Annotated in this window: 18 protein-coding genes; 13 read left to right on the top strand and 5 right to left on the bottom strand. The window is 69.8% G+C overall.

Annotated elements, in window-relative coordinates:
* Nucleotides 1-9: 9 nt before the first annotated feature.
* Entirely contained in the window at nt 10-1,086 is a 1,077-nt protein-coding gene (locus tag F0U63_RS28760) for a metallopeptidase family protein (protein WP_395848439.1), read from the bottom strand.
* A gap of 91 nt (nt 1,087-1,177) precedes the next feature.
* Between F0U63_RS28760 and F0U63_RS28755 the strand changes: the two genes are divergently transcribed.
* Nucleotides 1,178-1,534, top strand: coding sequence for a response regulator (locus tag F0U63_RS28755; protein ID WP_043433682.1), 357 nt, complete (start codon nt 1,178-1,180; stop codon nt 1,532-1,534).
* A gap of 168 nt (nt 1,535-1,702) precedes the next feature.
* A complete protein-coding gene (groL, locus tag F0U63_RS28750) occupies nt 1,703-3,343 on the top strand; it encodes a chaperonin GroEL (protein WP_395834530.1) in 1,641 nt (546 codons plus the stop codon).
* A gap of 100 nt (nt 3,344-3,443) precedes the next feature.
* Here the strand turns inward: groL and sinK are convergent, their stop codons facing one another.
* Nucleotides 3,444-5,012: a hybrid histidine protein kinase/response regulator SinK gene (gene sinK / locus F0U63_RS28745; RefSeq protein ID WP_395834528.1), complete on the bottom strand. Its 1,569-nt coding sequence runs from the start codon at nt 5,010-5,012 to the stop codon at nt 3,444-3,446.
* Nucleotides 5,013-5,121: 109 nt separating this feature from the next.
* On the bottom strand, nt 5,122-6,498 hold the full coding sequence (locus tag F0U63_RS28740; RefSeq protein WP_395834526.1) for a diguanylate cyclase: 1,377 nt from the start codon (nt 6,496-6,498) through the stop codon (nt 5,122-5,124).
* A gap of 48 nt (nt 6,499-6,546) precedes the next feature.
* On the opposite strand from F0U63_RS28740, the gene F0U63_RS28735 reads away from it, so the two are divergent.
* From F0U63_RS28735 to nadC, 4 genes are all read left to right on the top strand, one after another.
* The gene (locus tag F0U63_RS28735) at nt 6,547-7,359 is read left to right on the top strand and encodes a chemotaxis protein CheW (RefSeq protein ID WP_395834524.1); all 813 of its coding nucleotides are present in this window, start codon (nt 6,547-6,549) and stop codon (nt 7,357-7,359) included.
* Nucleotides 7,360-7,481: 122 nt separating this feature from the next.
* A complete protein-coding gene (locus F0U63_RS28730) occupies nt 7,482-8,774 on the top strand; it encodes a PleD family two-component system response regulator (protein WP_395834522.1) in 1,293 nt (430 codons plus the stop codon).
* A gap of 94 nt (nt 8,775-8,868) precedes the next feature.
* A complete protein-coding gene (locus F0U63_RS28725) occupies nt 8,869-12,348 on the top strand; it encodes a valine--tRNA ligase (protein ID WP_395834520.1) in 3,480 nt (1,159 codons plus the stop codon).
* A 24-nt stretch (nt 12,349-12,372) separates the two neighbouring features.
* Nucleotides 12,373-13,215: a carboxylating nicotinate-nucleotide diphosphorylase gene (gene nadC, locus F0U63_RS28720; RefSeq protein ID WP_395834518.1), complete on the top strand. Its 843-nt coding sequence runs from the start codon at nt 12,373-12,375 to the stop codon at nt 13,213-13,215.
* Between the two features lie 6 nt (nt 13,216-13,221).
* On the opposite strand, the gene F0U63_RS28715 is transcribed toward nadC, so the two are convergent.
* Nucleotides 13,222-14,847: an alkaline phosphatase family protein gene (locus F0U63_RS28715; RefSeq protein ID WP_395834516.1), complete on the bottom strand. Its 1,626-nt coding sequence runs from the start codon at nt 14,845-14,847 to the stop codon at nt 13,222-13,224.
* A gap of 96 nt (nt 14,848-14,943) precedes the next feature.
* Between F0U63_RS28715 and F0U63_RS28710 the strand changes: the two genes are divergently transcribed.
* The 4 genes from F0U63_RS28710 (at nt 14,944) to F0U63_RS28695 (ending at nt 17,365) form a co-directional block, all read left to right on the top strand.
* The gene (locus F0U63_RS28710; protein ID WP_395834514.1) at nt 14,944-15,345 is read left to right on the top strand and encodes an acyl-CoA thioesterase; all 402 of its coding nucleotides are present in this window, start codon (nt 14,944-14,946) and stop codon (nt 15,343-15,345) included.
* A gap of 42 nt (nt 15,346-15,387) precedes the next feature.
* Entirely contained in the window at nt 15,388-16,353 is a 966-nt protein-coding gene (gene glpX, locus F0U63_RS28705) for a class II fructose-bisphosphatase (protein ID WP_395834512.1), read from the top strand.
* Between the two features lie 52 nt (nt 16,354-16,405).
* Complete coding sequence (locus F0U63_RS28700; RefSeq protein WP_395834510.1) at nt 16,406-16,831, top strand: type II toxin-antitoxin system RatA family toxin; 426 nt, start codon at nt 16,406-16,408, stop codon at nt 16,829-16,831.
* A gap of 354 nt (nt 16,832-17,185) precedes the next feature.
* A complete protein-coding gene (locus F0U63_RS28695; RefSeq protein ID WP_071902205.1) occupies nt 17,186-17,365 on the top strand; it encodes a hypothetical protein in 180 nt (59 codons plus the stop codon).
* Between the two features lie 27 nt (nt 17,366-17,392).
* Here F0U63_RS28695 and F0U63_RS28690 read toward each other — a convergent pair whose 3' ends face one another.
* Nucleotides 17,393-18,454, bottom strand: coding sequence for an ADP-ribosylglycohydrolase family protein (locus tag F0U63_RS28690; protein WP_395834508.1), 1,062 nt, complete (start codon nt 18,452-18,454; stop codon nt 17,393-17,395).
* 86 nt (nt 18,455-18,540) lie between these two features.
* Here F0U63_RS28690 and eno point away from each other — a divergent pair, with 86 nt between their 5' ends.
* Genes eno through F0U63_RS28675 form a run of 3 tightly spaced genes read left to right on the top strand, consistent with a single transcriptional unit; the run spans nt 18,541 to nt 21,556 of the window.
* Complete coding sequence (gene eno, locus F0U63_RS28685) at nt 18,541-19,836, top strand: phosphopyruvate hydratase (protein WP_395834506.1); 1,296 nt, start codon at nt 18,541-18,543, stop codon at nt 19,834-19,836.
* Nucleotides 19,837-19,874: 38 nt separating this feature from the next.
* On the top strand, nt 19,875-20,666 hold the full coding sequence (gene surE, locus F0U63_RS28680) for a 5'/3'-nucleotidase SurE (RefSeq protein WP_395834504.1): 792 nt from the start codon (nt 19,875-19,877) through the stop codon (nt 20,664-20,666).
* Nucleotides 20,667-20,668: 2 nt separating this feature from the next.
* Nucleotides 20,669-21,556 (top strand): LysM peptidoglycan-binding domain-containing M23 family metallopeptidase, encoded by an 888-nt coding sequence (locus F0U63_RS28675; RefSeq protein WP_395848438.1) that lies wholly within the window; start codon nt 20,669-20,671, stop codon nt 21,554-21,556.
* The last annotated feature ends 80 nt before the right edge of the window (nt 21,557-21,636 follow it).

Raw genomic sequence — 21,636 nt, 5'->3', positions numbered from 1 at the left:
GCCCGCGTCTCAGTCCAGCCCCCGCTGCCACAGGTCCTCCTCGTCGAGCCCCATCAAGTGTCCGACCTCGTGCATCACCGTGATGCCGATCTGCTCGATGAGCTCCTCGCGCGTCCTCGCGAAGCGCTCGAGGTTCTTCTGGTACAGCACGATGGAGGCCGGGTAGGGGTCGAACGTGCCCAGGATGCTGTGGCGCTCGCCCACCGGCGAGCCCCGGAACACCCCCAGGATGCACGGAGAAAGGGGAGGGGACTCGCCCATCAAGTCCTCGTCCTTGGGAATCTCCTCCACCGCGAGCGTCACGTTGTCCAGGTACTCCTTCACGTGCCCCGGCAGCGCCTTCACCGCGTCCTCGACGGCCTTGTCGAACGCCTCCTCGCCCAGTTCCACCGGGGGCGGGAACTCCTCGGGCGCCAGGGCGCGCGCCCTCGCGAAGTGCCCGAGCGCCCCCTTCCCATCCCCCCGCCGCTCCGCCATCAACCCCAGGTAGTGGTGCGCCCACGGCTCGTCCGGCGCATCGCCCAACAGCTCCTCGAGCGCCGCCTCCGCCTCGCCGAAGCGGCACAGCTCGAACAGGGCAATGGCCCGCTCCAGCCTCGCCTCCACCGAGCGCGGCACGTGCCCGAGCGCCGCCTCCAGGCTCGTCAGGGCCCGCGCACATTCTCCTACCTGATTGAGTCCAATGCCCTCCCAGAGGAGGAACTCGAAGAGCAGCTCGACGTCCCCGGCGCGCTGGGCGAGCTTGCGTCCGCGGGCGCACAGGGCGAGCCCATCCTCCACCGCCTCGCGGTCGTCTCCCACCCGGCCCACCAGGCATTCCGTGGCCGACAGCAGCAGCTCCAGGTCATCCGGGGCGACCTTCACGGCGCGCGAGTAGGTCTCCAGGGCCTCGTCGAGCCGTCCCAGCTCGGTGAGGGCCGCCGCGCGCCAGTGCAGGGCCTCGGTGAGGGAGTCGTCCTCGGCCAGCAGCGCGTCCGCTCCGGCCAGGGCCTCCTGGTGGGCGCCCCGGTCGAAGGCCGCCGCCACCCCCTCGAGCCGGGCCTCCCAATCCGCCGGCGCCCCCCGCTTCGACGTCCGCTTCCCCATGCTCGGCGACATACGAATCCCTTCCGCGCGTTGTCAACGTAGCTCTCGGCTGTTACCTTCCGCCCCCTCCGCACACCGCTCATAAGGGTCCGTGAACATTCTGGTCGTGGATGATGATGTCGAGCTGTGCACCCTGCTCTCGCGCTTCCTCGAGAAGCACGGGTACACCGTCTATTCCGCGTCCGATGCCCTGCAGGCCCTGGACATCCTCGAGCGCCATGACGTGGGGCTCATCATCAGTGACTACCGGATGCCCCACATGGACGGCATCCAGTTCACGGGGATGCTCAAGGCGGACCCCCGGCACCAGGGCACTTCCGTCATCCTCATGACGGGCAACGCCGACGGCAACGTGCAGGACAAGGGCCTGCGCAAGGGCGTGGCGATGACCCTGGAGAAGCCCCTGGACTTCAACCAGCTGCTCAACCTGGTGCGCTTCGCCGAGTAGCGCCCGAGGCGCCCGTGCGTCCCGCCAGCCGTCCGCTCCCCCACATGCCAACCGTTCCGTGTTGACAACCCGGGACCGTCTCTTATTTTGGCGCTCGCCTGGGCCGAGTGCTAACTCAAGGGCTCCTGGCCCACGACGTACATTCATCAATCTTTTCAGGAGGTTACGATGGCAGCGAAGGAGATTTTCTTCCACCAGTCGGCGCGCGAGGCGATTCTGCGCGGTGTGCGGATCCTCTCGGACGCGGTGGCGGTGACGCTCGGCCCCAAGGGCCGCAACGTGGTCATCGAGAAGTCGTTCGGCTCGCCCACGGTGACCAAGGACGGTGTGACGGTCGCCAAGGAGATCGATCTCGAGAACAAGTTCGAGAACATGGGCGCCCAGATGGTCAAGGAGGTCGCCTCCAAGACCAGCGACAAGGCGGGTGACGGCACCACGACGGCGACGGTGCTCGCGCGCGCCATCTATGAGGAGGGCCTGAAGCTGGTGGCCGCCGGCCACAGCCCGATGGACCTCAAGCGCGGCATCGACAAGGCCGTCGAGGTGGTGGTGGCGGAGCTCAAGAAGCTCTCCAAGAGCACTGCCGACAAGAAGGCCATCGCCCAGGTGGGCACCATCTCCGCCAACGGCGACGAGACGATCGGCAACATCATCGCCGACGCCATGGAGAAGGTGGGCAAGGAGGGCGTCATCACGGTGGAGGAGGCCAAGGGCCTGGAGACCACCCTGGACGTCGTCGAGGGCATGCAGTTCGACCGCGGCTACCTCTCGCCCTACTTCGTGACCAACCGCGAGCGCATGGAGACGGTGCTCGAGGACGCCTACATCCTCATCAGCGAGAAGAAGGTCTCGTCGATGCAGGACATGATCCCCATCCTCGAGCAGGTGGCGCGCGCGGGCAAGCCGTTGCTCATCATCGCCGAGGACGTGGAGGGCGAGGCCCTGGCCACGCTGGTGGTGAACAAGATCCGCGGCGTGCTCAACGTGGCGGCGGTGAAGGCGCCGGGCTTCGGTGACCGTCGCAAGGAGCTGCTCAAGGACATCGCCACGCTGACGGCCGGCACGGTGGTGAGCGAGGAGCTGGGCCACAAGTACGACGCCCTGACGCTCAACGACCTGGGCCGCGCCAAGCGGATCACGATCGACAAGGACAACACCACGATCGTCGACGGCGCGGGCAAGCGCGAGGAGATCGAGGGCCGCATCAAGCTCATCCGCTCGCAGACGGAGACGACCACGAGCGATTACGACCGCGAGAAGCTGCAGGAGCGGCTGGCGAAGCTGGCTGGCGGCGTGGCGGTCATCCACGTGGGCGCGGCGACCGAGACGGAGATGAAGGAGAAGAAGGCGCGCGTCGAGGACGCCCTGCACGCGACCCGCGCGGCCGTGGAGGAGGGCATCGTCCCCGGCGGTGGCGTGGCCTACCTGCGCACCCTCGCGGCGCTGGAGAAGCTCAAGCTGGGCGGTGAGCAGGACTTCGGCGTGGACATCATCAAGAAGGCCCTGCAGGAGCCGCTGCGCAAGATCGCCAGCAACGCGGGCCTCGAGGGCGCCGTCATCATCAACAAGGTGCGCGAGGGCCAGGGCGCGTTCGGCTACAACGCCCGCACGGACGTGTTCGAGGACCTGGAGAAGGCCGGCGTCATCGATCCGACGAAGGTGGAGCGCACCGCGCTGCAGAACGCCGCCTCGGTCGCCTCGCTGCTCCTGACCACGGAGGCCATGGTGGCCGAGCGCCCGAAGAAGAAGGCCAAGGGCGCCGGGGCCGGTGGCGCGCCGGACTACGGCGGCGATGACATGGACTACTGAGCCGCTCGTCCACACGGGCTCATGAGGTTCGCGGCCCCGGGTACCTCCCTCACGGGAAGGTGCTCGGGGCCGTGGTTTTTCCGGGGTGGAAGCCGGGGGCTCAGGCGGCGTGGAGCAGGCGTGACAGCTCGCGGCTGAGCTCCGGTGTCTCCAACTCCCGGGGCAGACACCCGGAGGCGCCCGCGCGCAGCGACTCCAGCATCGTCTCCTGGGAGAGGTACTCGGCGAGCACCACGAAGGGCGCCCCCTGGCTCAACTGTCTGGCGAGGGCGAGGGCCTGCCGTCCATGGGCGGCGGCGAAGTCCCAGCTCACCACTACGGCGGCGGGAGGCTCGATGGGGGGGTCGGCCGGGGGCTCGGCGGGGGCGGTGGCCAGAACCCGGGCCTCCAACCCCAGCAGGGCGAGTGCCTCGGTGAGCCGTCGCGCGGAGACCGGGCTGTCCTCGAGCACGTCCACGCGGCGGTTGCCGGGGCGCAGTCCCCGGGGGAGCGGGGCGGCGCTGGTGAGGGCCTCGCGCAGCCGGACGCGCACCTCGCGGATGTCGTCGAAGGGCTTGAGCAGGTAGTCGAGCAGTCCGAGCTCGAGCGCCTCCTGGGCCGTCACGAGCGAGGGGTAGCCCGTCATGAGGATGACGCGGGAGTGGGGATCGAGCTGGCGGGCGCGCCGCGCGAGCTCCAGGCCCGACAGGCCCGGCAGGTTCTTGTCCGTGAGGATGAGATCCACGCGCCCGCGCTCCAGGAGCGCGAGGGCCTCCTCGGCGTGGGCCGCCTCGAGCACCTCGCACTCCCGGCCCATCAAGTCCTTGAAGACACTGCGGATGATCTCCTCGTCATCCACCACCAGCAGGCGGCGGCGGACCGCGGCCGGGGTGGGGGAGGGCGTGAGGGGCGCGGGCGCCGGGAGCGGGGTGGGCGTCGGCTCCGGGGGAGGGAAGCGGACCCGGAAGAGGGTGGTGGGCGCGGGCTGGAGGGACAGCACCGAGGGCGGGGCGAGCTCGAGCTGGGCGTGGTGCTCCTGCGCGATGCGGCGGCACACGGCGAGCCCGAGCCCCGTGCCGCGCTTGCTGCCCGTCACATAGGGCTCGAAGAGGCGGGGGAGCACGGTGTCGGGAATGCCCCGGCCCCAGTCGGCCACGTACAGCACCGGCGCGCCGCCCTCGTGCGTGAGCACCACCTTCACCTGTCCGGGCCCCGTCACCGCGTCGCGCGCGTTGTTGAGGAGGTTGAGGACGAGCTGCTCCAACAGCCGGCCATTGCCGTTGACGGTGAGCTCCTCGGGGGCCTCCACCTGGAGGTGGATGCGCGCGGAGTCGGGGTTGAGCGCGAAGGCGCGCGTGGCGGCCTGCACGTGCGCCACCAGCGACACGGCTTGTTGGGGAGCGGGGCGCTCGCTGGCCAGGCGGGTGAAGTCGGAGATGATCTGCTCCATCCGCTCCACCTGGGCGAGCATCTGCCGCAGGGCGCCGCGCGAGCCGATCTCCTCGGAGAGCATCTGGGTATAGGCCTTCACGCCGAGCAACGGCTGACGCAGCTCGTGCAGCACCTCGGCGGCGAGCTGGGTGGCGCCCTGGCGGGTGCGTTGCAGCTCCGCGGCGGCGGCCCTGGCGGCCCGCAGGTCACCGGCTTCCAGGGCCTGGAGCAGAAGCGCGAGCGAAGCCGGGGTATCCATGGCGTCTCAGCATGACCGAGCCGCTGGCCTGGCCGCAAACGCGGGGGCCCGGATTCCGAGGCCCGGCGTCCCCTGGGCCAGGCGTCCTGGCTGGCCGCTCGTCCTGTACTCAGCCGCCAGTGGGCTGGCTGTGGCGCGCCGGAGGCGTGGCCTCGAGGTCCTTGCCGGCCAGGTACACGACGTTCCGGCCGCCCTTCTTGCCCCGGTACATGGCCCGGTCCGCCAGGTCCAGCAGCGTGGCCTTGTCCTGGGTGTGCTCGGGGAAGCTGGCCACGCCGATGCAGGTGGACAGCGACAGCGCATGGCCCTCGGGGACGAGGAAGCGGTGCTTCTCCACGGCGTGGCGGATGCGCTCGGCCACCTTCATGGCCGCGCCCGAGTCGGTGCCGCGCAGCAGCACCACGTACTCGTCCCCGCCGTAGCGCACCGCCACGTCGCGATCCCGCACGCACCCCTTGAGCACGTGCGCCATCTCCACGAGCAGCTGCGAGCCCATGAGGTGTCCGAGGGTGTCGTTGACCGTCTTGAAGTAGTCCAGGTCCAGGAAGAGCAGGCTGAAGGCGCCGTGGGTCTGCTGGGCGCTCTTCACCTCGCGGTCCAGCACCAGGTGCAGGTAGCGGGTGTTGAAGAGGTGGGTGAGATCGTCCAGGTAGGCCAGGTCCTCCACCTGGGCGAGGCGGCCCTGGTTGCGCAGGGCGAGCGCGAGGCTGCGCGCCAGGAAGCTCGTGGCCTCGGAGATGTCCGCGGGAGGCCGGGAGGGGTAGAGCAGCAGGGCGCACCCGAGCAGCTCCTCCCCATCCTGCGCGGGCACGGCCAGGCCGCAGGGCCAGGGGCCGGGCAGTCCCTCCAGGAGACGCGCCTCGCTCAACGCCGGCAGGTACGGGGCGAGCCGGGAAAGGAGCATGTTCTCGTGGGAGGGGCCCGTCAGGTTCTGCGAGCCCAGCACCCGCGCCTTGCCCTGGGCATCACGCTGCACGAGCACCACCGCGCTGGCCGCGGCCAGGCCGACGAAGGCCGCGCACGTGGTCGTCACCAGGCGGCCGCGATCGAGCGTGGTGGAGATGCGCTGTCCGGTTTCCAACAGCGAGACGTAGCGGCGCAGCGCGGCGTTCTCCTGCAGCAGCTCGCGCGTGGCGAGCGCCCGGTTCACCGCGTGCTGGAGGACCTCGGGGGCCACGGGCTTGACGAGGTACTCGGCGGCGCCGCTCTTGAGGGCGCGCACCGCGGGGTCCACCTTGTCCAGGCCGGTGATGACCACCACCTCGATGCCCGGGTGGTGTTCCTTGGTGTAGCGCAGCACCTCCATGCCGTTGCCCTCGGGCAGCAGCAGGTCCGTCACCACCACGTCGTAGCGGCCGTGCTCCAGGGCCTCCTTGGCCTCGGCGATGGTGGCGACCGTGGTGACCTCATGGCCGACTCCCCGCAGGGAGTCCCCATAGAGGACCCGAGCCATCTTGTCGTCATCGACGAGGAGGAGACGCGCCATCGCACGCGGGGCTTAGCACCAAGGTCCCAACGCTGCTAGCCTGCCCAGGTGCCCCTCTTCGAAAGCGGACGCCGGCTCTGTCTTCTGTTGGAAGCGGGCGGCACGCGCTTCAGCGTCGAGGCCACCTCCGTCACGGAAGTGGCCGCACCGGACCCCGACCAGACGAGCCTGCGCGGCGTGCTGGAGGTCCAGGATCTCTCGGTGCTGCTGGGTGGAGAGCCCGAGCCGACCCCCGGCATGGTCGTGGTGCTGGACGTGAGCCCCACGCTGGCGGTGCGCGTGAGCGCCATCGTCGAGGTGGCCGACGTGACCCGGGCCGTCCACTTCGTGCTGCCCTCGGGGTTGGGCGACTCGCTGGCCGCGCTCAGCCACAGCGCGGTCATGCACAAGGGGCGGCTCTACCTGGAGCTCGGCGCGGACGTGCTGCCCCACGAGCCCGGCATCGTCACGCCGCCCCCCCTGCCCACCCTCCACCTGTTCGGCTTTCCCCCCGAGCGCTCGCTCGTCTTCGAGTCCCAGGGGCGGCTGTTCGGTCTGCCGCTGCCCTTCATCTCCCAGGTGGTGATGCGCGGCGAGTCCTTCAGCGCGCTGCCCGGACGGGGAGGCGCCATCGCGGGGCTCATGCCCCATGGTCAGGTGCTCTGGCCCCTCTACTCGGTACCGGCGCTGCTGGGGGGCCGGGCCGCCGCGGAGGACTTCCTGGTGCTCGCCGAGGTGGAAGGACGGACCCTGGGCCTGTGCGCCTCGCGGGTGATTGGCGTCTATCCGCGCTTCGATCCCACCGGAAATCCCGGGGAGTTCACCGTCTCCGGCGTGCCGGACCCCATCCTCTTCGTGGACCTGTGGCGCATGTTTTCCTGAACCCCGCTTGTTTTCTTGAAGGCGTGGGTAGGCAACCGTAAGCTGCCCGGCCTGCCGGTGGCACGTGACGTGCCACCGTTCACCGAATTCTGAGGGGGAGTGCTCCCCCGAGGCCCGAACCGATGCCCAAGACTCTGCTGGTCGCCGATGATTCGCTCACCATCCGCAAGGTGATCGGGATGATCTTCGCGACCGAGGACTTCCAGGTCACCGCGGTCGACAACGGGCTGGACGCCATCAGCCGGTCGCGGGAGCTGCGCCCGGATGTGGTGCTCGCGGATGTGATGATGCCGGGCAAGAACGGCTACGAGGTCTGCGAGGCGCTCAAGCATGATCCGGCCACGCAGCACATTCCCGTGATGTTGCTGGCGGGTACCTTCGAGGCGTTCGACGAGGCCCGCTCGCGCGCCGCCCGGGCGGATGATCACATCACCAAGCCCTTCGAGAGCCAGGTCCTGTTGGACAAGGTCAAGACGCTGGTGGGTCAGAAGTCCAACACCATGCCCGCGTCCGCCGCCACGCAGGTCACGGCTCCCGGCCCCGCCGCCGCCCAGCCTCGTGCGCCCGCGGCCCCTCCGGGTCCTGGCGCGCCGCGTCCGCCCGGACCGGGCATGCCGGGCCCGGGTGCTCCGCCTCCGGGAATGGCCCGGCCGGGCGGTCCTCCGGGACCGGGTGCGCCGCCTCCGGGCATGGCGCGTCCGGGCATGCCGGGGCCTGGGGCTCCGCCTCCGGGCATGACTCGGCCGGGTGGTCCTCCGGGACCGGGCGCTCCGCCTCCGGGCATGGCCCGGCCGGGCGGTCCTCCGGGACCGGGCGCTCCGCCTCCGGGCATGGCGCGTCCGGGCATGCCGCCCGCGCCTGGGGCACCGCTGCCGGGCATGGCGCGTCCGGGCATGCCGGGACCTGGGACTCCGCCTCCGGGCATGGCTCCGGGTGCGCGTCCGGGCATGCCGGGGCCTGGGGCTCCGCCTCCGGGAATGGCCCGGCCGGGCGGTCCTGCGGGACCGGGCGCTCCGCCTCCGGGCATGGCCGGCGGTCTGCCGCGTCCTCCCGGGGCCGGGCCGCTGCCGGGTGCTCCCGTGGGCCGGGGACGGGATCCCTTTGGTCTGGGAGGCGGCGCGCCGCAGCCCGCTCCCGTCGCGCCGCAGCCCGTCGAGGCCAATGGTCTGGAGGAGCTGTCGCTCGATGAGCCCATCGCTCCGGAGCCCGTCTCGGTCCCCGAGTCCAGGCCCTCGGCGCTCGCCCCTTCCGCGCCTTCCGCCGATGGTGGCGAGGCGCTTCTGCGCGAGGCCCTCTCGAAGGCCTCCCGCGAGGTCATCGAGAAGATCGCCTGGGAGGTCGTTCCCCAGCTCGCCGAGACGATCATCCGCGAGGAGCTGGAGCGGCTCATCAAGGATCGCGAGACGAAGCACTGAGTGCCCAGCCCGCTGACTCCGTGGTTTCTCACCCCGACCGGCCCTCGTCGGGCCGGTCCTTTCACCGGCCCGAGGGGCCGGTTGTGTTTTTTCTATGAGCGACACGACCGAACTGCCGAAGTCCTATGATGCCAAGGAGGTCGAGGCCCGTTGGTATGCCTGCTGGCAGGAGCGCGGCTATTTCCGCGCCGACGCCGACGCCGACAAGCCCGCCTTCAGCATCGTGCTGCCCCCGCCCAACGTGACGGGCAGCCTGCACCTGGGCCACGCGCTCACCGCCACCATCCAGGACATCCTCGTGCGCTGGAAGCGCATGAGCGGCTTCAAGACGCTCTGGGTGCCGGGCACGGACCACGCCGGCATCGCCACGCAGATGGTGGTGGAGCGCGAGCTCAAGCAGACGGAGAAGAAGAGCCGCCATGACCTGGGCCGCGAGAAGTTCCTCGAGCGCGTCTGGGAGTGGAAGAACAAGTACGGCCAACGCATCAACGAGCAGCAGAAGGTGCTCGGCGCGAGCCTGGACTGGAGCCGCGAGCGCTTCACCATGGATCCGGGCGTCTCGGCCGCCGTGCGCGAGGTCTTCGTGCGGCTGTACGAGGAGGGCCTCATCTACCGGGCCCAGAAGCTCATCAACTGGTGCCCCTCGTGCCTCACCGCGCTCAGCGACCTGGAGGTCGAGCACGAGGAGAAGCAGGGCTCGCTCTGGCACATCCACTACCCGGTGAAGGGCAGCGACCGGCGGCTCACCGTCGCCACCACCCGCCCGGAGACGATGCTCGGCGACACCGCCGTGGCCATCCACCCGGAGGATCCGCGCTACCAGGGACTTGTGGGCCAGTCCGTGGTGCTGCCGCTCATCGGCCGGGAAATCCCCATCGTCGCCGACGCCGAGCTGGTGGATCCAGCCTTCGGCACCGGCGTGGTGAAGGTGACGCCCGCCCATGACTTCAACGACTACCAGACGGGCCTGCGCCACAAGCTGCCGCAGATCAGCGTCCTGGACGAGGCGGCGCGCATCAACAGCGAGGGTGGCCCCTATGCGGGCATGGACCGCTACGCCGCGCGCAAGAAGATCCTCGAGGATCTCACCGAGCAGGGCCTGCTGGAGAAGGAAGAGCCGCACAAGCTGTCCGTGGGCGGCTGCCAGCGCTGCGCCACCGTGGTGGAGCCGCGCCTGTCTCCGCAGTGGTTCGTGAAGATCGAGCCCCTGGCGAAGCCCGCCATCGAGGCGGTGGAGCAGGGCCGCACGAAGATCATCCCGGAGTCGTGGACCAACACGTACTTCCACTGGATGCGCAACATCCACGACTGGACCATCAGCCGCCAGCTGTGGTGGGGCCACCAGATCCCCGCCTGGTACTGCGAGGAGTGCAGCCCGCGCCTGGAGGCCACCGGCTCCATCGACTACTCGCGCGCCGAGCCCATCGTGGCGCGCGCGGCGCCGGACAAGTGCCCCAAGTGCTCGGGCTCGCGGCTCACGCGGGACCCGGACGTGCTCGACACGTGGTTCTCCTCCGGCCTGTGGCCCTTCAGCACCCTGGGCTGGCCCGAGCAGACCGCCGATCTGCGCGCCTTCTACCCGAACTCCGTCATGGAGACGGGCCACGACATCCTCTTCTTCTGGGTCGCCCGGATGATGATGTTCGGCCTGCACTTCATGAAGGACGTGCCCTTCCGCACCATCTACCTGCACGCCATGGTGCGCGACGAGAAGGGCGAGAAGATGTCCAAGACGAAGGGGAACGTGATCGATCCCCTCGACATCGTCCTCGGCGCGCCCCCCGAGCAGCTCAACAAGAACCTGCGCAACAAGTACCCCCAGGGCATGCCCCCGCACGGCGCGGACGCGCTGCGCTTCACCCTGGCCTCACTCACCCAGCAGGGCCGCGACATCAAGCTCTCGCTGGACCGCGTGGCCGGCTACAAGGCCTTCGCCAACAAGCTGTGGAACGCCAGCCGCTTCGCCCTCATGAACATGGGCGACTTCACCCTGGACTCCCGGCCCCTCACCGAGCGCCCCCTCACGCTCGCCGACCGGTGGATCCTCTCGCGGCTGCAGCGCACCATCGCCGTGACGCGCACCTCCCTGGAGGCCTACGCCTTCGCCGAGGCCGCCTCCACGCTCTACCAGTTCCTCTGGAGCGAGTTCTGTGACTGGTACATCGAGCTGGCCAAGGGCTCGCTCTACGGCGAGGACGCCCAGGCCAAGGACACCACCCGCGCGGTGCTCGTGTACTGCCTGGAGCGCATCCTGCGGCTGCTCCACCCGTTCATGCCCTTCATCACCGAGGAGATCTGGCAGAAGCTGCCCCTCACCCGGCAGACGGACTCCATCATGATCGCCCCGTTCCCCGAGCCGGACGTGTCGCTCGAGGACACCGCCGCCGAGGCGGAGATCGGCACCGTCATCACCGCCATCGAGGGGCTGCGCAACATCCGCGGCGAGAGCAACCTGGCGCCCTCGGCCCGCATCACCGCGCACGTGCAGAGCGCCGACGCGCGCACCCGCGAGCTGCTCGAGCGCTGGCGGGGGGATGTCACGCGCCTGGCTGGCCTCGGTGAGCTGCACATCGCCGCGCCGGGTGCCAAGCCGCCCCTGTCCGCGGCGTTCGTCAGCGCGCAGTTGGAGATCTTCGTGCCGCTCGCGGGCCTCATCGACGTGGACGCCGAGCGCGAGCGCCTGGGCAAGGAGATCACCCGCTCCGAGCAGGAGCTCGGTGGCATCAAGCGCAAGCTGGACAACCCCAGCTTCGTCGCCAAGGCGCCCCCGGACGTGGTGGAGAAGGATCGCGCCCGCGTCGAGGAGCTCGAGGCCCGCGTGACCAAGCTCCGGGACAACCTGGAGCGGCTCTCGCCCCAGGCCGCGGAGCCCACCTCCGGACAGACGGTGGCGGACTTAGAGGGCCGGGACTCCGCGCCCGCTTCCACTCCCGCGTCCCAGCCCGTCACGGCCGAGATCGTCGGCGTTGACGACGTCGTCGAGGCCCAGCTCGTCCAGGCGGAGGTCATCTCCTCCGAAGCGGTCGTCGAGGAGGACGATGAGGACGATGTCGTCGAAGCCGTCGTCGACACCGAGGATGACGATGAGGACGACGTCGTCGAAGCCGTCGTCGACACCGAGGATGACGATGAGGACGACGTCGTCGAGGCCATTTCCGACGAGGACGAGGACGAGGAGGAGCCCGCGGCGCCTCCTGCCCGGAAGTCTGGGTCCTCCAGGCCGGTGAAGGCTCCGGCCAAGAAGGCGGCGCCCGCGAAGAAGGCTCCGGCCAAGAAGGCGGCGCCCGCGAAGAAGGCTCCGGCCAAGAAGGCGGCGCCCGCGAAGAAGGCTCCGGCCAAGAAGGCGGCGCCTGCGAAGAAGGCTCCGGCCAAGAAGGCGGTGCCCGCGAAGAAGGCCCCGGCCAAGAAGGCGGCGCCCGCGAAGAAGGCTCCGGCCAAGAAGGTGTCCGCGAAGAAGGCGGCGCCCGTTAAGAAGGCTCCGGCCAAGAAGGCGGCGTCGGCGAAGAAGGCTCCGGCCAAGAAGGCGGCGCCCGCGAAGAAGGCCAAGGGAAAGCCGGCGAAGTCCCGCCGGTAGAAAGCCACGGGAGACACGACGCGCATGGATGCCTTCCTGGATCGCCTCATCTCGCTCGCCCTGGAGGAAGACCTCGGGGCGGCGGGGGACATCACCACCCACGCGCTCGTCCCGGCGGAGGCCCTGGGCTCCGCTGAGCTGATCGCCAAGGAGCGGCTCGTCCTCGCTGGATTGGACGCCTTCGCCCGCGTCTTCCAGCAGGTGGACCCCGAGGTCCGCATCGAGTTGCTCTCGTCGGATGGCCAGGAGGTCCAGGATCGGGCGCTCGTGGCCCGGGTCCATGGCCGGTTGCGCTCGCTGCTCACCGCCGAGCGCACCGCCCTCAACATCGTCCAGCGCACCTCGGGCATGGCCACCATGGCCCGCCAGGTCATGGCCACCGTGCAGGGCACCCGCCTGCGCGTGCTCGACACGCGCAAGACGTCCCCGGGCATGCGCTCGCTGTCCAAGCTGGCCGTCAAGGCGGGCGGGGCCTTCAACCACCGCTTCGGCCTCTTCGACGGCATCCTCATCAAGGACAACCACATCGCGGCCGTGGGGGGCTCGGTGCGCGAGGCGCTCCGCCGCGCCCGGGCCAACGCCCCCCAGCTCGTGAAGATCGAAATCGAGGTCACCACCCTGGAGCAGCTCGCCGAGGCGCTCGAGGAAGGCGCCGACGTGGTGATGCTCGACAACATGGACGACGCGCAGATCAGCCGCGCGGTGGAGCTGACGGCCGGCCGGATTCCCCTCGAGGTCTCCGGCGGCATCACCCTGGAGCGGCTGCCCCGGCTGGCGAAGCTCGGCGTGGACTTCGTGTCCATGGGGGCGCTCACCCACTCGGCGCGCGCCATGGACCTGTCCCTGGAGATCCTCCAGGCCCCGTGAGCCGCCTCAGCGTCCGGTTCCGAGGGCCTCCGAGCGGGGGTGTCCCTCGGCGGACGCGGGGAGGTTCATCTCCAGCGCCGCCGCCACGGTGGGTGCCACGTCGGTGGTGCTGATCTGCTGCGTGTACGTGCCCGGGCGCACGCCCTTGCCCGCGAGCACGAAGGGCACCAGTTGATCATACGCGTAGGGCGCGCCGTGGTTGGTGCCAACGGTATCCGCGCTCATGACGTGGAAGGGCTTCACCACGAAGAGCACGTCGCCGCTGCGTCCCGGGTAGTAGCCGCGCCGCAGGGCCGTGGCGAGCCCCGCCATGTCCGGCAGCGTGGGTAGATCATCGCTCGCCACCGCCAGGGAGATGGCGGGCTGCTTCCTCAGCCAGCCCGCCGCGGCGCGCCGCACCGTCGCCCCGTCCACCTTGCCGCCCTCCAGCGTCTTGCCTCCCAGGTACACGTCCAGCTCCTCGACGGTGGCCGTCACGTCCCCACCGAACTGTTGGCGCAGTGCCTCGGTGAGGCCCTTGGACAGCTCCCTCGGGTTCACGCGGTGCGCCTCCATGCCCTGGGCCGTCCAGTACTCGGGCGCCGCCGCGCCACCATGGTCCGCCGAGAGCACCACCAGCAGGTTCGCGCGGCCCCCCGCGGCGCGCTCGGCCAGCGCCACCAGATCTCCCACCGCCTTGTCCAGGCGGAACATCGTGTCCTGCATCTCCCAGGAGTTCGGGCCGTACTGGTGGTAGACGCGATCCGTGGCGCTGAAGCTCACCGCGAGCAGATCCGGCACCTCGTCCTTGCCCAGCCCCTCGCCGGCGATGGCGGCCCCGGCGGCGCGCACCACCAGGTCGAGCGACAACGGGGAGATGGCGAAGGCGCTGTAGGAGTCGGGACCCGGCGCCTTGAGCCCTCCGGTGAGCGGGTGGGGGAAGACGCGCCCGAGCTCGTAGTACCCCCCCTCGTAGGGGCGATCATCCTCGCCGAGGTACTCGGTGCGCGGCCGCACCGGCTCCCACGTCTTGCCGAACCAGGTGGTGGGGGGGTTGGCCGCGTTGAAGTCCTTGAGCCAGCCGGGCAGCTCCTTCGTGTACCAGGTGCCCGTGACGAACTTCCCCACGGTCTCGTCGAACCAGTACGCCTGGCCGAGCCGGCCCGCGAGCGGAATGGCCGAGCGCGCCTTGCCCGACAGGGCCACCGCCTTGCCCTGCTCGTTCGTGGCCAGCCGCAACCGGTCCGCGAGCGTCTCCGCCAGGAGGTTGGCCGGACTCACGTCGTCCTCGGACAGGGGCGCCTCCAGCACCGGGTGCTGCGCGTCCGGGAAGACGCGCGCGGGCTTGCCCGTGGCCCGATCGATGACGCGGTTGTCCACGATGCCATGGCGCCACGGGTTGGCCCCGGTGGCGAGCGTCGCGTGGCCCGGCGCGGTGCGCGGCTTGGCGTAGTCGTAGCGCGCGTACGGGTAGAAGGCCCCCGAGTCGATCAGCTTGCCCAGGCCCCCCTGGAGCCGGGGCCGGGTGCGCAGCAGCAGATCCGAGCCCATCGCATCCACGGTGATGAAGAGCGTCAACCGGGGAGGCTTCGCCCAGGCGGGCAGCGCGAGGAAGAGCAGCAGCAGGGGGAGGGGAGCGCGGGGGCGGAGCATGGGCTCGCATCCTCCACGCCTCGTGCTCAGAAGCAACCAACTCCCAGGGCTCATGCTTCCCGGTCGGACACTGCCTTGTTACGGTCGGCGGGACTCATGGTCGAGGCACGAATCCGAGTCATCTACGGCGACACGGACCAGATGGGTGTCGTGTATCACGCCAATTATTTCCGCTACTTCGAGTTCGCCCGGGGCGAGTACTTCCGCGCGAGGGGTGGCAGCTACCGGGATGTGGAACGCGAGGGACTGATGCTGCCCGTGGTGGAAGCTTCCATCGCCTACAAGTCTCCCGCGCGCTATGACGACGTGCTGCTGGTGCACGTCCGGGTGAGCGAGCTCAAGCGGGCCTCGCTGACCTTCCAGTATGACGTCCGGCGCGAGGGGGCTCCCGAGACCCTGCTGTGCACCGGACAGACCGTTCATGCATGCGTGGGCCGTGACGGCAGGCCCACGCGCCTGCCGCCCGTGCTCGTGCAGTTGTTGCAAACGGCGGCTTGAGTCTCCACCTCTTCACACCCGTTTCCTCAGGAGGAACCCACAATGGATCGCAACCTGGCCATGGAGGTCGTGCGCGTCACCGAGATGGCGGCCATCGCCTCCGCGCGGCTGATGGGCCGCGGCGGCAAGAACGAGTCGGACCAGGCCGCCGTGGACGCCATGCGCCGTGCCTTCGACGCCCTGCAGATCAACGGCACGGTGGTCATCGGCGAGGGCGAGCGCGACGAGGCCCCCATGCTCTACATCGGCGAGGAGGTGGGCCGGCGCCACGCGGATGATCCCTCGGTGGACATCGCGTTGGATCCCCTCGAGGGCACCAACCTGTGCGCCTACGGCCGCCCGGGCGCCATCGCCGTGGTGGCCATGGCCGACAAGGGCAAGCTGCTCAACGCGCCGGACACGTACATGGAGAAGATCGCCGTGGGCCCGCGCGCCCGGGGCGCCATCGATCTGCGCCGCAGCCCCACGGAGAACCTGCGCTCCATCGCGGAGAAGATGAAGGTCTACGTGGCCGACCTCACCGTCATCATCCTCGAGCGCGAGCGTCACGTGGAGCTCATCAAGGAGGTGCGGGCCGCGGGCGCGCGCATCCGCCTCATCGACGACGGGGACGTGGCGGGCGCCATCGCCACCTGCTTCGAGGACACGGGCGTGGACGTGCTCATGGGCACCGGCGGCGCGCCCGAGGGTGTCATCTCCGCCGCGGCCGTGCGCTCGGTGGGCGGGGACATGCAGGGGCGGCTCGTGCCGCGCAACGCCGAGGAAGTCGCCCGTGCCGCGCGCATGGGCATCACCGATATCTCCAAGATCTACTCCGCCGAGGAGCTGGCCAGCGGCGACGTGATGTTCGCCGCCACGGGCGTTACTTCTGGCGACTTCTTGCGTGGTGTGCGCTTCTTCGGCGGCGGGTGCGAGACGCACTCGGTGGTCATGCGCAGCAAGACCGGCACGGTGCGCTTCATCCAGTCCCGTCACAAGTTCGACAAGAAGCCGGGCTACAACTTCTAGGCACTCTCTCAACCTCTTCAGAGCACTTTTCTACCCCTCGGAGACACACACCATGGCTGGCGCCTCTCGCTCCATCGTCATCAACGCCCCCCCCGAGAAGCTCTTCGACGTCATCACCCAGTACGAGAAGTACCCGGAGTTCCTCTCCGAGGTGAAGAAGATCCGCGTCCTCGATCGCAAGGAGAACACGGTCAAGCTCCAGTACGAGGTGGATGTCATCAAGACCATCCGCTACACCATCCTCGTCACCGAGGAGCGCCCCAAGCGCATGTCCTGGACCTTCGTCGAGGGTGAGGTGATGAAGGACAACAAGGGCAGCTGGGTGCTAGAGCCCGACGGCGAGGGCCGCACCAAGGCCACCTACACGGTGGAGCTCGCCCTGGGGCCCCTCGTCCCCAAGGCCATCGTCAACACCCTCACCGAGTCCTCGCTGCCCAAGATGCTGGACTCCTTCAAGCGCCGCGCCGAGGGAACCTAGGTCCCCTCCTCGGTCCACCAAGGAGCGGGCGGGAGACCGGGCCCCCCTCCCGCCGTACCTGTCTTTTCGGGGGGTGCATGACGGGGCCCCAGGCATCGCTTGCGGGCCCGTACAAGTTTATTACAATCTACCTCACGTTCTGAATGTCGGGGGGTGGACGACCCTTGGACAGGGGAACGTTCCACCGGGTCCGGCTGTCGGGTGGAGGACGGACAAGCGGGCTTGCCAGCCCAGGAGTCCTCCAATCGCGAATGGGGCCCTTACTTTGCAGTGGAAGCACCCGTGGCGGCGGCCCCTCCCGAGGGAGTGACGAGCGTCCACAGGGGTACGTAGGTTGAGGGAGAAACCGAACCCATGCTCGACGCCTTCATCATCGAGGAAATCAAGCGCCGGGAACGGAACCGGGATGACCGGGATCGTCCCGTGCTGGAAATCCCCCTGCCTCGGCCCGATGAGCGCCCCCGGCGCCGTTCGGACGCCGAGGATGACGAGAAGCCGCCGCGCGGCGTCGTCATCATCGATCTGCTCGGCTGAGTGCCGGGGGTAGAGCCCCCTGGGCCTTCAGGGCACGAGCAGCATCATGTCCTTCGGGTGGTAGAGGGTCCACAGCGGCCCGGCCCGGAAGTTGAGTGCCTCCAGGACGGCCTGGCGCCAGGCCACGGGAATGGCCTCCTCTCCGTAGAAAGCGCCCAGCAGCGCTCCGGTGACGGCACCGTTCACGTCCGAGTCTCCTCCCCGGTTGACGACGTCCACCAGCGCCGCCTCGAACGAGGGCGCGTGCCACAGCTCCCAGTAGGCCAGGCGGAACGCCACGCGCACATGGTCCAGCTTGCGGTGCATGTGCAGCTCCGGCCAGTACAGCAGCGGATCATTCTGGTTGGAGACCGCCAGGTCCTCCCGGACGTCGGCGGTGGCGGAGGCAACGTCCTTGACGACGGCGCTGATGGTGCGCCCGAGCAGCGCGCTCATCACGGCCAGCTCGCGCAGCGTGGCCTTGATCAGGTCCTCCTTGTTCAGCTTGTCCCCCGCGTGGATCGCATGGGCGATGGAGGCGTTGAGGGTGGCGCACGCCAGCAGACAGCGCGGATCGTAGTGCGTGATCATGCTGTCGGCGAACGAGGCCAGGGCACGCGTCTGGGCGTCCTTGGAATAGAACACGCCGAGGGGCGCGGTGCGCGCCAGGCTGCCGTTGAGCGCCCGCTTGCGCCCGTCCTTGACCCACAGGCGCTGCGAGGCGGCCGCCTTGGGCAGGGTCGACTCGGCCATCTCGGTCAGCACTTCCCGGGTGTAGTCGTCCATGCCCACGGCATGCTGGCGCCACTTCAGGTAGCGGCGCAGCTGGGCTTCCGTGTCATAGGCGCCGGTTTCCCGCAGGCCCCCGGCCAGGCAGCAGGCCATCTGACCGCTCTCGCCCACCTGGCCCGGCTTGAGGGAGAACGGACCGCCTCCGCGCATGTTCCGGTGGACGCCGTCGGACAGGTGCGGGAAGGCCGGGGCGACCAGCCGCCGGCCCTTCAACGTGGTGCCCAGCGCGTCCCCGACGGCGAGGCCCAGGAGGGCGCCCCGGCCTCGCAGGCGTGGGGAGAGGTCGGGAGGGGACTCGGTGGGGCGGCGCGGGGGCATGGCGGGAGAGGGGGCGGGAGTGAAGTGCCCGCGAAGTGTAGCAGTCTGCTTGCGAGCCTGGGGGACGTCCTCTAGAACCCCGCGCCATGACCGAGATCGCTCAAATCGTGGCACGTGAAGTACTCGATTCCCGCGGTAACCCCACCGTGGAGGCCGAGGTGTTGCTGGCGGGTGGGGCCAAGGGCCGTGCGGCGGTGCCCTCGGGTGCCTCCACCGGCGAGCACGAGGCGCTGGAGCTGCGCGACGGCGACAAGGGCCGCTACCTGGGCAAGGGCGTGCGCAAGGCCGTCGAGCACATCACCGAGAAGATCGCCCCCGAGCTGGTGGGCATGGACGCGGCGGATCAGTACGCCGTGGACCAGCAGATGATCGAGATGGACGGCACGCCCACCAAGGGCAAGCTGGGCGCCAACGCCATCCTCGCGGTGTCCATGGCCACGGCGCGCGCCGCGGCGGATGCCCACGGTCTGCCCCTCTACCGCTACATCGGCGGCTCCCAGGCGCGCACCCTGCCGGTGCCCCTGATGAACATCCTCAACGGCGGCGCCCACGCCGACACCCGCGTGGACGTGCAGGAGTTCATGGTGGTGCCCGCGGGCGCTCCCACCTTCTCCGAGGGCCTGCGCTGGGGCGCGGAGATCTTCCACGCGCTCAAGAAGATCCTCAAGGGCCGCAAGCTCAACACCGCCGTGGGCGACGAGGGCGGCTATGCCCCGGACCTGCCGGCCAACGAGGAGGCGCTCAAGCTCATCATGGAGGCCATCTCCGCCGCGGGCTTCAAGGCCGGTGAGCAGGTGTTCCTCGCCATGGACGTGGCCGCCAGCGAGTTCTTCGACAAGGGCTCCAAGAAGTACAAGCTCAAGGGCGAGGGCAAGGAGTTCGACGCCTCGGGCCTGCTCGACTACTACCAGCAGCTCGTGTCGCGCTACCCCATCGTCTCCATCGAGGACGGCATGGCCGAGGACGACTGGGACGGCTGGAAGAAGATCACCGACGTGCTCGGCGGGAAGATCCAGCTCGTGGGAGATGATCTCTTCGTCACCAACGTGGAGCGACTGAGCCGCGGCATCGAGGCGGGCACCGCCAACTCCATCCTGGTGAAGGTCAACCAGATCGGCAGCCTCACGGAGACCTTCGACGCGGTGCGCATGGCCCACAAGGCCGGCTTCACCTCGGTGATGAGCCACCGCTCGGGCGAGACCGAGGACACCACCATCGCGGACCTGGCCGTCGCGCTCGATTGTGGACAGATCAAGACGGGCTCGGCCTCGCGCTCGGACCGCATCGCCAAGTACAACCAGCTCCTGCGCATCGAGCAGGAACTGGGCGCGGGCGCCCGGTACGCGGGCATGAAGTCCATCAAGGGACTGAAGGCCAAGTAGGCCCCGGGTAGACAGACAACCTGAAGAAAGGCGGAGAAGTGGCCGGCACGCAGCAACCCCGCATCCTGGTGTGTAACGATGACGGCTACTTCTCCGAGGGGCTCAGGGCCCTGGTGGACGCGGTCAGTCCCCTGGGCGAGGTGTGGGTGGTGGCGCCCGATCGCGAGCAGAGCGCGGCCTCGCACGCCATCTCCCTCTGGCGCCCCCTGCGCCTCACCGAGGTCCGCGAGCGCTGGTTCTCCGTGGATGGCACCCCCGCGGACAGCGCTTATCTGGCGATCCATCACCTCCTGAAGGATGATCGCCCGAAGATCATGGTGTCCGGCATCAACCACGGGGCCAACCTGGCCGACGACGTCAACTACTCGGGAACGGTGGCGGCCGCCCGCGAGGCGGCGCTGCTGGGCATCCCCTCCATCGCCTTCAGCCTGGTGTCGCGCGCCCCGTTCGACTTCACGCACGCGGCGCGTTTCGCCCGCTCGCTGGTGGCCGCCGCGCTCGCCCAGCCCCAGCTTCCCTCGCGGATGCTCTTGAGCGTCAACGTGCCCTCGGGCGAGCCCCGGGGCTACGCCATCACCCACCTCGGCCGGCACTCGTACGGCTATGACGTGGTGGAGAAGGAAGACCCGCGCGGCCGCAAGTACTACTGGATCGGCGGCAGCACCTACGCGCACGAGGATCTGCCCGGCAGCGACTGCAACGCCGTGCACGACCAGCGCCTCATCTCCGTCACGCCGCTCAACTTCGAGCTCACCGACACCCGCACGTTGAAGGACCTGGAGGGCTGGACCCTCGAGGGCTTCCCGGGCGCGGGCAGGGGAGGGGATTGAGGTTGCGGGGCGCGGCGGCCAGTCCGGCACTGCTCGCGCTGTTCGCGCTCCTGACGGCCTCCGGCTGCGCCGTGGCGCCCGCCGCCCTGCGCCCCTCCGCCGTGCCTTCCTCTTCCGCACCTCCGATCGAGCTCGCCGAGCTGCACGAGCCCCACCCGGAGCTGGAGCTCGTCTCCGAGCCGCCCGTGCCCTCCTCGCGCACCCACACGGTGGCCCCAGGCGAGACGCTCTACCGCATCGCCGTCAACCACCAGCTGAGCGTGGAGCAGCTCGCCGCGGCCAACGGCATCAAGGATCCGCGCACGCTCTCCGTGGGCCAGGAGCTGGTGATTCCCGGTGCTCCCCGGCCCATTCCCGTGGCCACCGAGTCCTCGCCGCCACCCGCGCGCGCACCCGCGACGTCCAACCCCACCACCTCGTCCCGGGGGCCCCTCGTCTCGTCGCCGTCGCGCCGTCCGTCGTCCCGGCCCCCGCCCCAGAAGCCCCCCAGGCCCGTCCCGGAGACGAAGGGCACCCTGGATTGGCCCCTGCGCGGCGTCCTCTACGCGCGCTTCGGCAAGAAGGGCCGCGAGCCCCATGACGGCATCGACCTCGCCGTGCCCGTGGGCTCTCCGGTGAAGACCGCCCAGGAGGGCGAGGTGCTGTACGCGGGGGAACAGCGCGGCTACGGCCTCATCGTCATCGTCCAGCACTCCGCGCACCTCATCACGCTCTACGCGCACAACCGCGACCTGCGCGTGCGCAGCGGCCAGAAGGTGCGCCGCGGGCAGGTGATCGCCACGGTGGGCGAGTCGGGCAAGACGAGCGGCCCCCAGCTGCACTTCGAGGTGCGCGTGGATGGCAAGCCGGTGGATCCGCTCGACTACCTGGGCGCGCTGCCCTCCTCGTGAGTCCCATGTGAGTCCCGTGTGCGTCCGATGATGGACCGAACGGGAGGGGCGCCTCTCTCCGTGCCCCACCCGGAAGCGTC

Source organism: Cystobacter fuscus (assembly GCF_044360685.1).
Classification (GTDB): Bacteria; Myxococcota; Myxococcia; order Myxococcales; family Myxococcaceae; genus Cystobacter; species Cystobacter fuscus_C.
This window is presented reverse-complemented; position numbering and strand designations above follow the sequence as displayed.

Bases quoted from the DNA above. Each gene is read 5' to 3' on its own strand.
- F0U63_RS28690 (WP_395834508.1), bottom strand. From the start codon at position 18,454: ATGCCCCCGCGCCGCCCCACCGAGTCCCCTCCCGACCTCTCCCCACGC.
- F0U63_RS28760 (WP_395848439.1), bottom strand. From the start codon at position 1,086: ATGGGGAAGCGGACGTCGAAGCGGGGGGCGCCGGCGGATTGGGAGGCC.
- F0U63_RS28725 (WP_395834520.1), top strand. From the start codon at position 8,869: ATGAGCGACACGACCGAACTGCCGAAGTCCTATGATGCCAAGGAGGTC.
- sinK (WP_395834528.1), bottom strand. From the start codon at position 5,012: ATGGATACCCCGGCTTCGCTCGCGCTTCTGCTCCAGGCCCTGGAAGCC.
- eno (WP_395834506.1), top strand. From the start codon at position 18,541: ATGACCGAGATCGCTCAAATCGTGGCACGTGAAGTACTCGATTCCCGC.
- F0U63_RS28715 (WP_395834516.1), bottom strand. From the start codon at position 14,847: ATGCTCCGCCCCCGCGCTCCCCTCCCCCTGCTGCTGCTCTTCCTCGCG.
- F0U63_RS28695 (WP_071902205.1), top strand. From the start codon at position 17,186: ATGCTCGACGCCTTCATCATCGAGGAAATCAAGCGCCGGGAACGGAAC.
- groL (WP_395834530.1), top strand. From the start codon at position 1,703: ATGGCAGCGAAGGAGATTTTCTTCCACCAGTCGGCGCGCGAGGCGATT.
- F0U63_RS28730 (WP_395834522.1), top strand. From the start codon at position 7,482: ATGCCCAAGACTCTGCTGGTCGCCGATGATTCGCTCACCATCCGCAAG.
- F0U63_RS28710 (WP_395834514.1), top strand. From the start codon at position 14,944: ATGGTCGAGGCACGAATCCGAGTCATCTACGGCGACACGGACCAGATG.
- nadC (WP_395834518.1), top strand. From the start codon at position 12,373: ATGGATGCCTTCCTGGATCGCCTCATCTCGCTCGCCCTGGAGGAAGAC.
- F0U63_RS28740 (WP_395834526.1), bottom strand. From the start codon at position 6,498: ATGGCGCGTCTCCTCCTCGTCGATGACGACAAGATGGCTCGGGTCCTC.
- F0U63_RS28700 (WP_395834510.1), top strand. From the start codon at position 16,406: ATGGCTGGCGCCTCTCGCTCCATCGTCATCAACGCCCCCCCCGAGAAG.
- glpX (WP_395834512.1), top strand. From the start codon at position 15,388: ATGGATCGCAACCTGGCCATGGAGGTCGTGCGCGTCACCGAGATGGCG.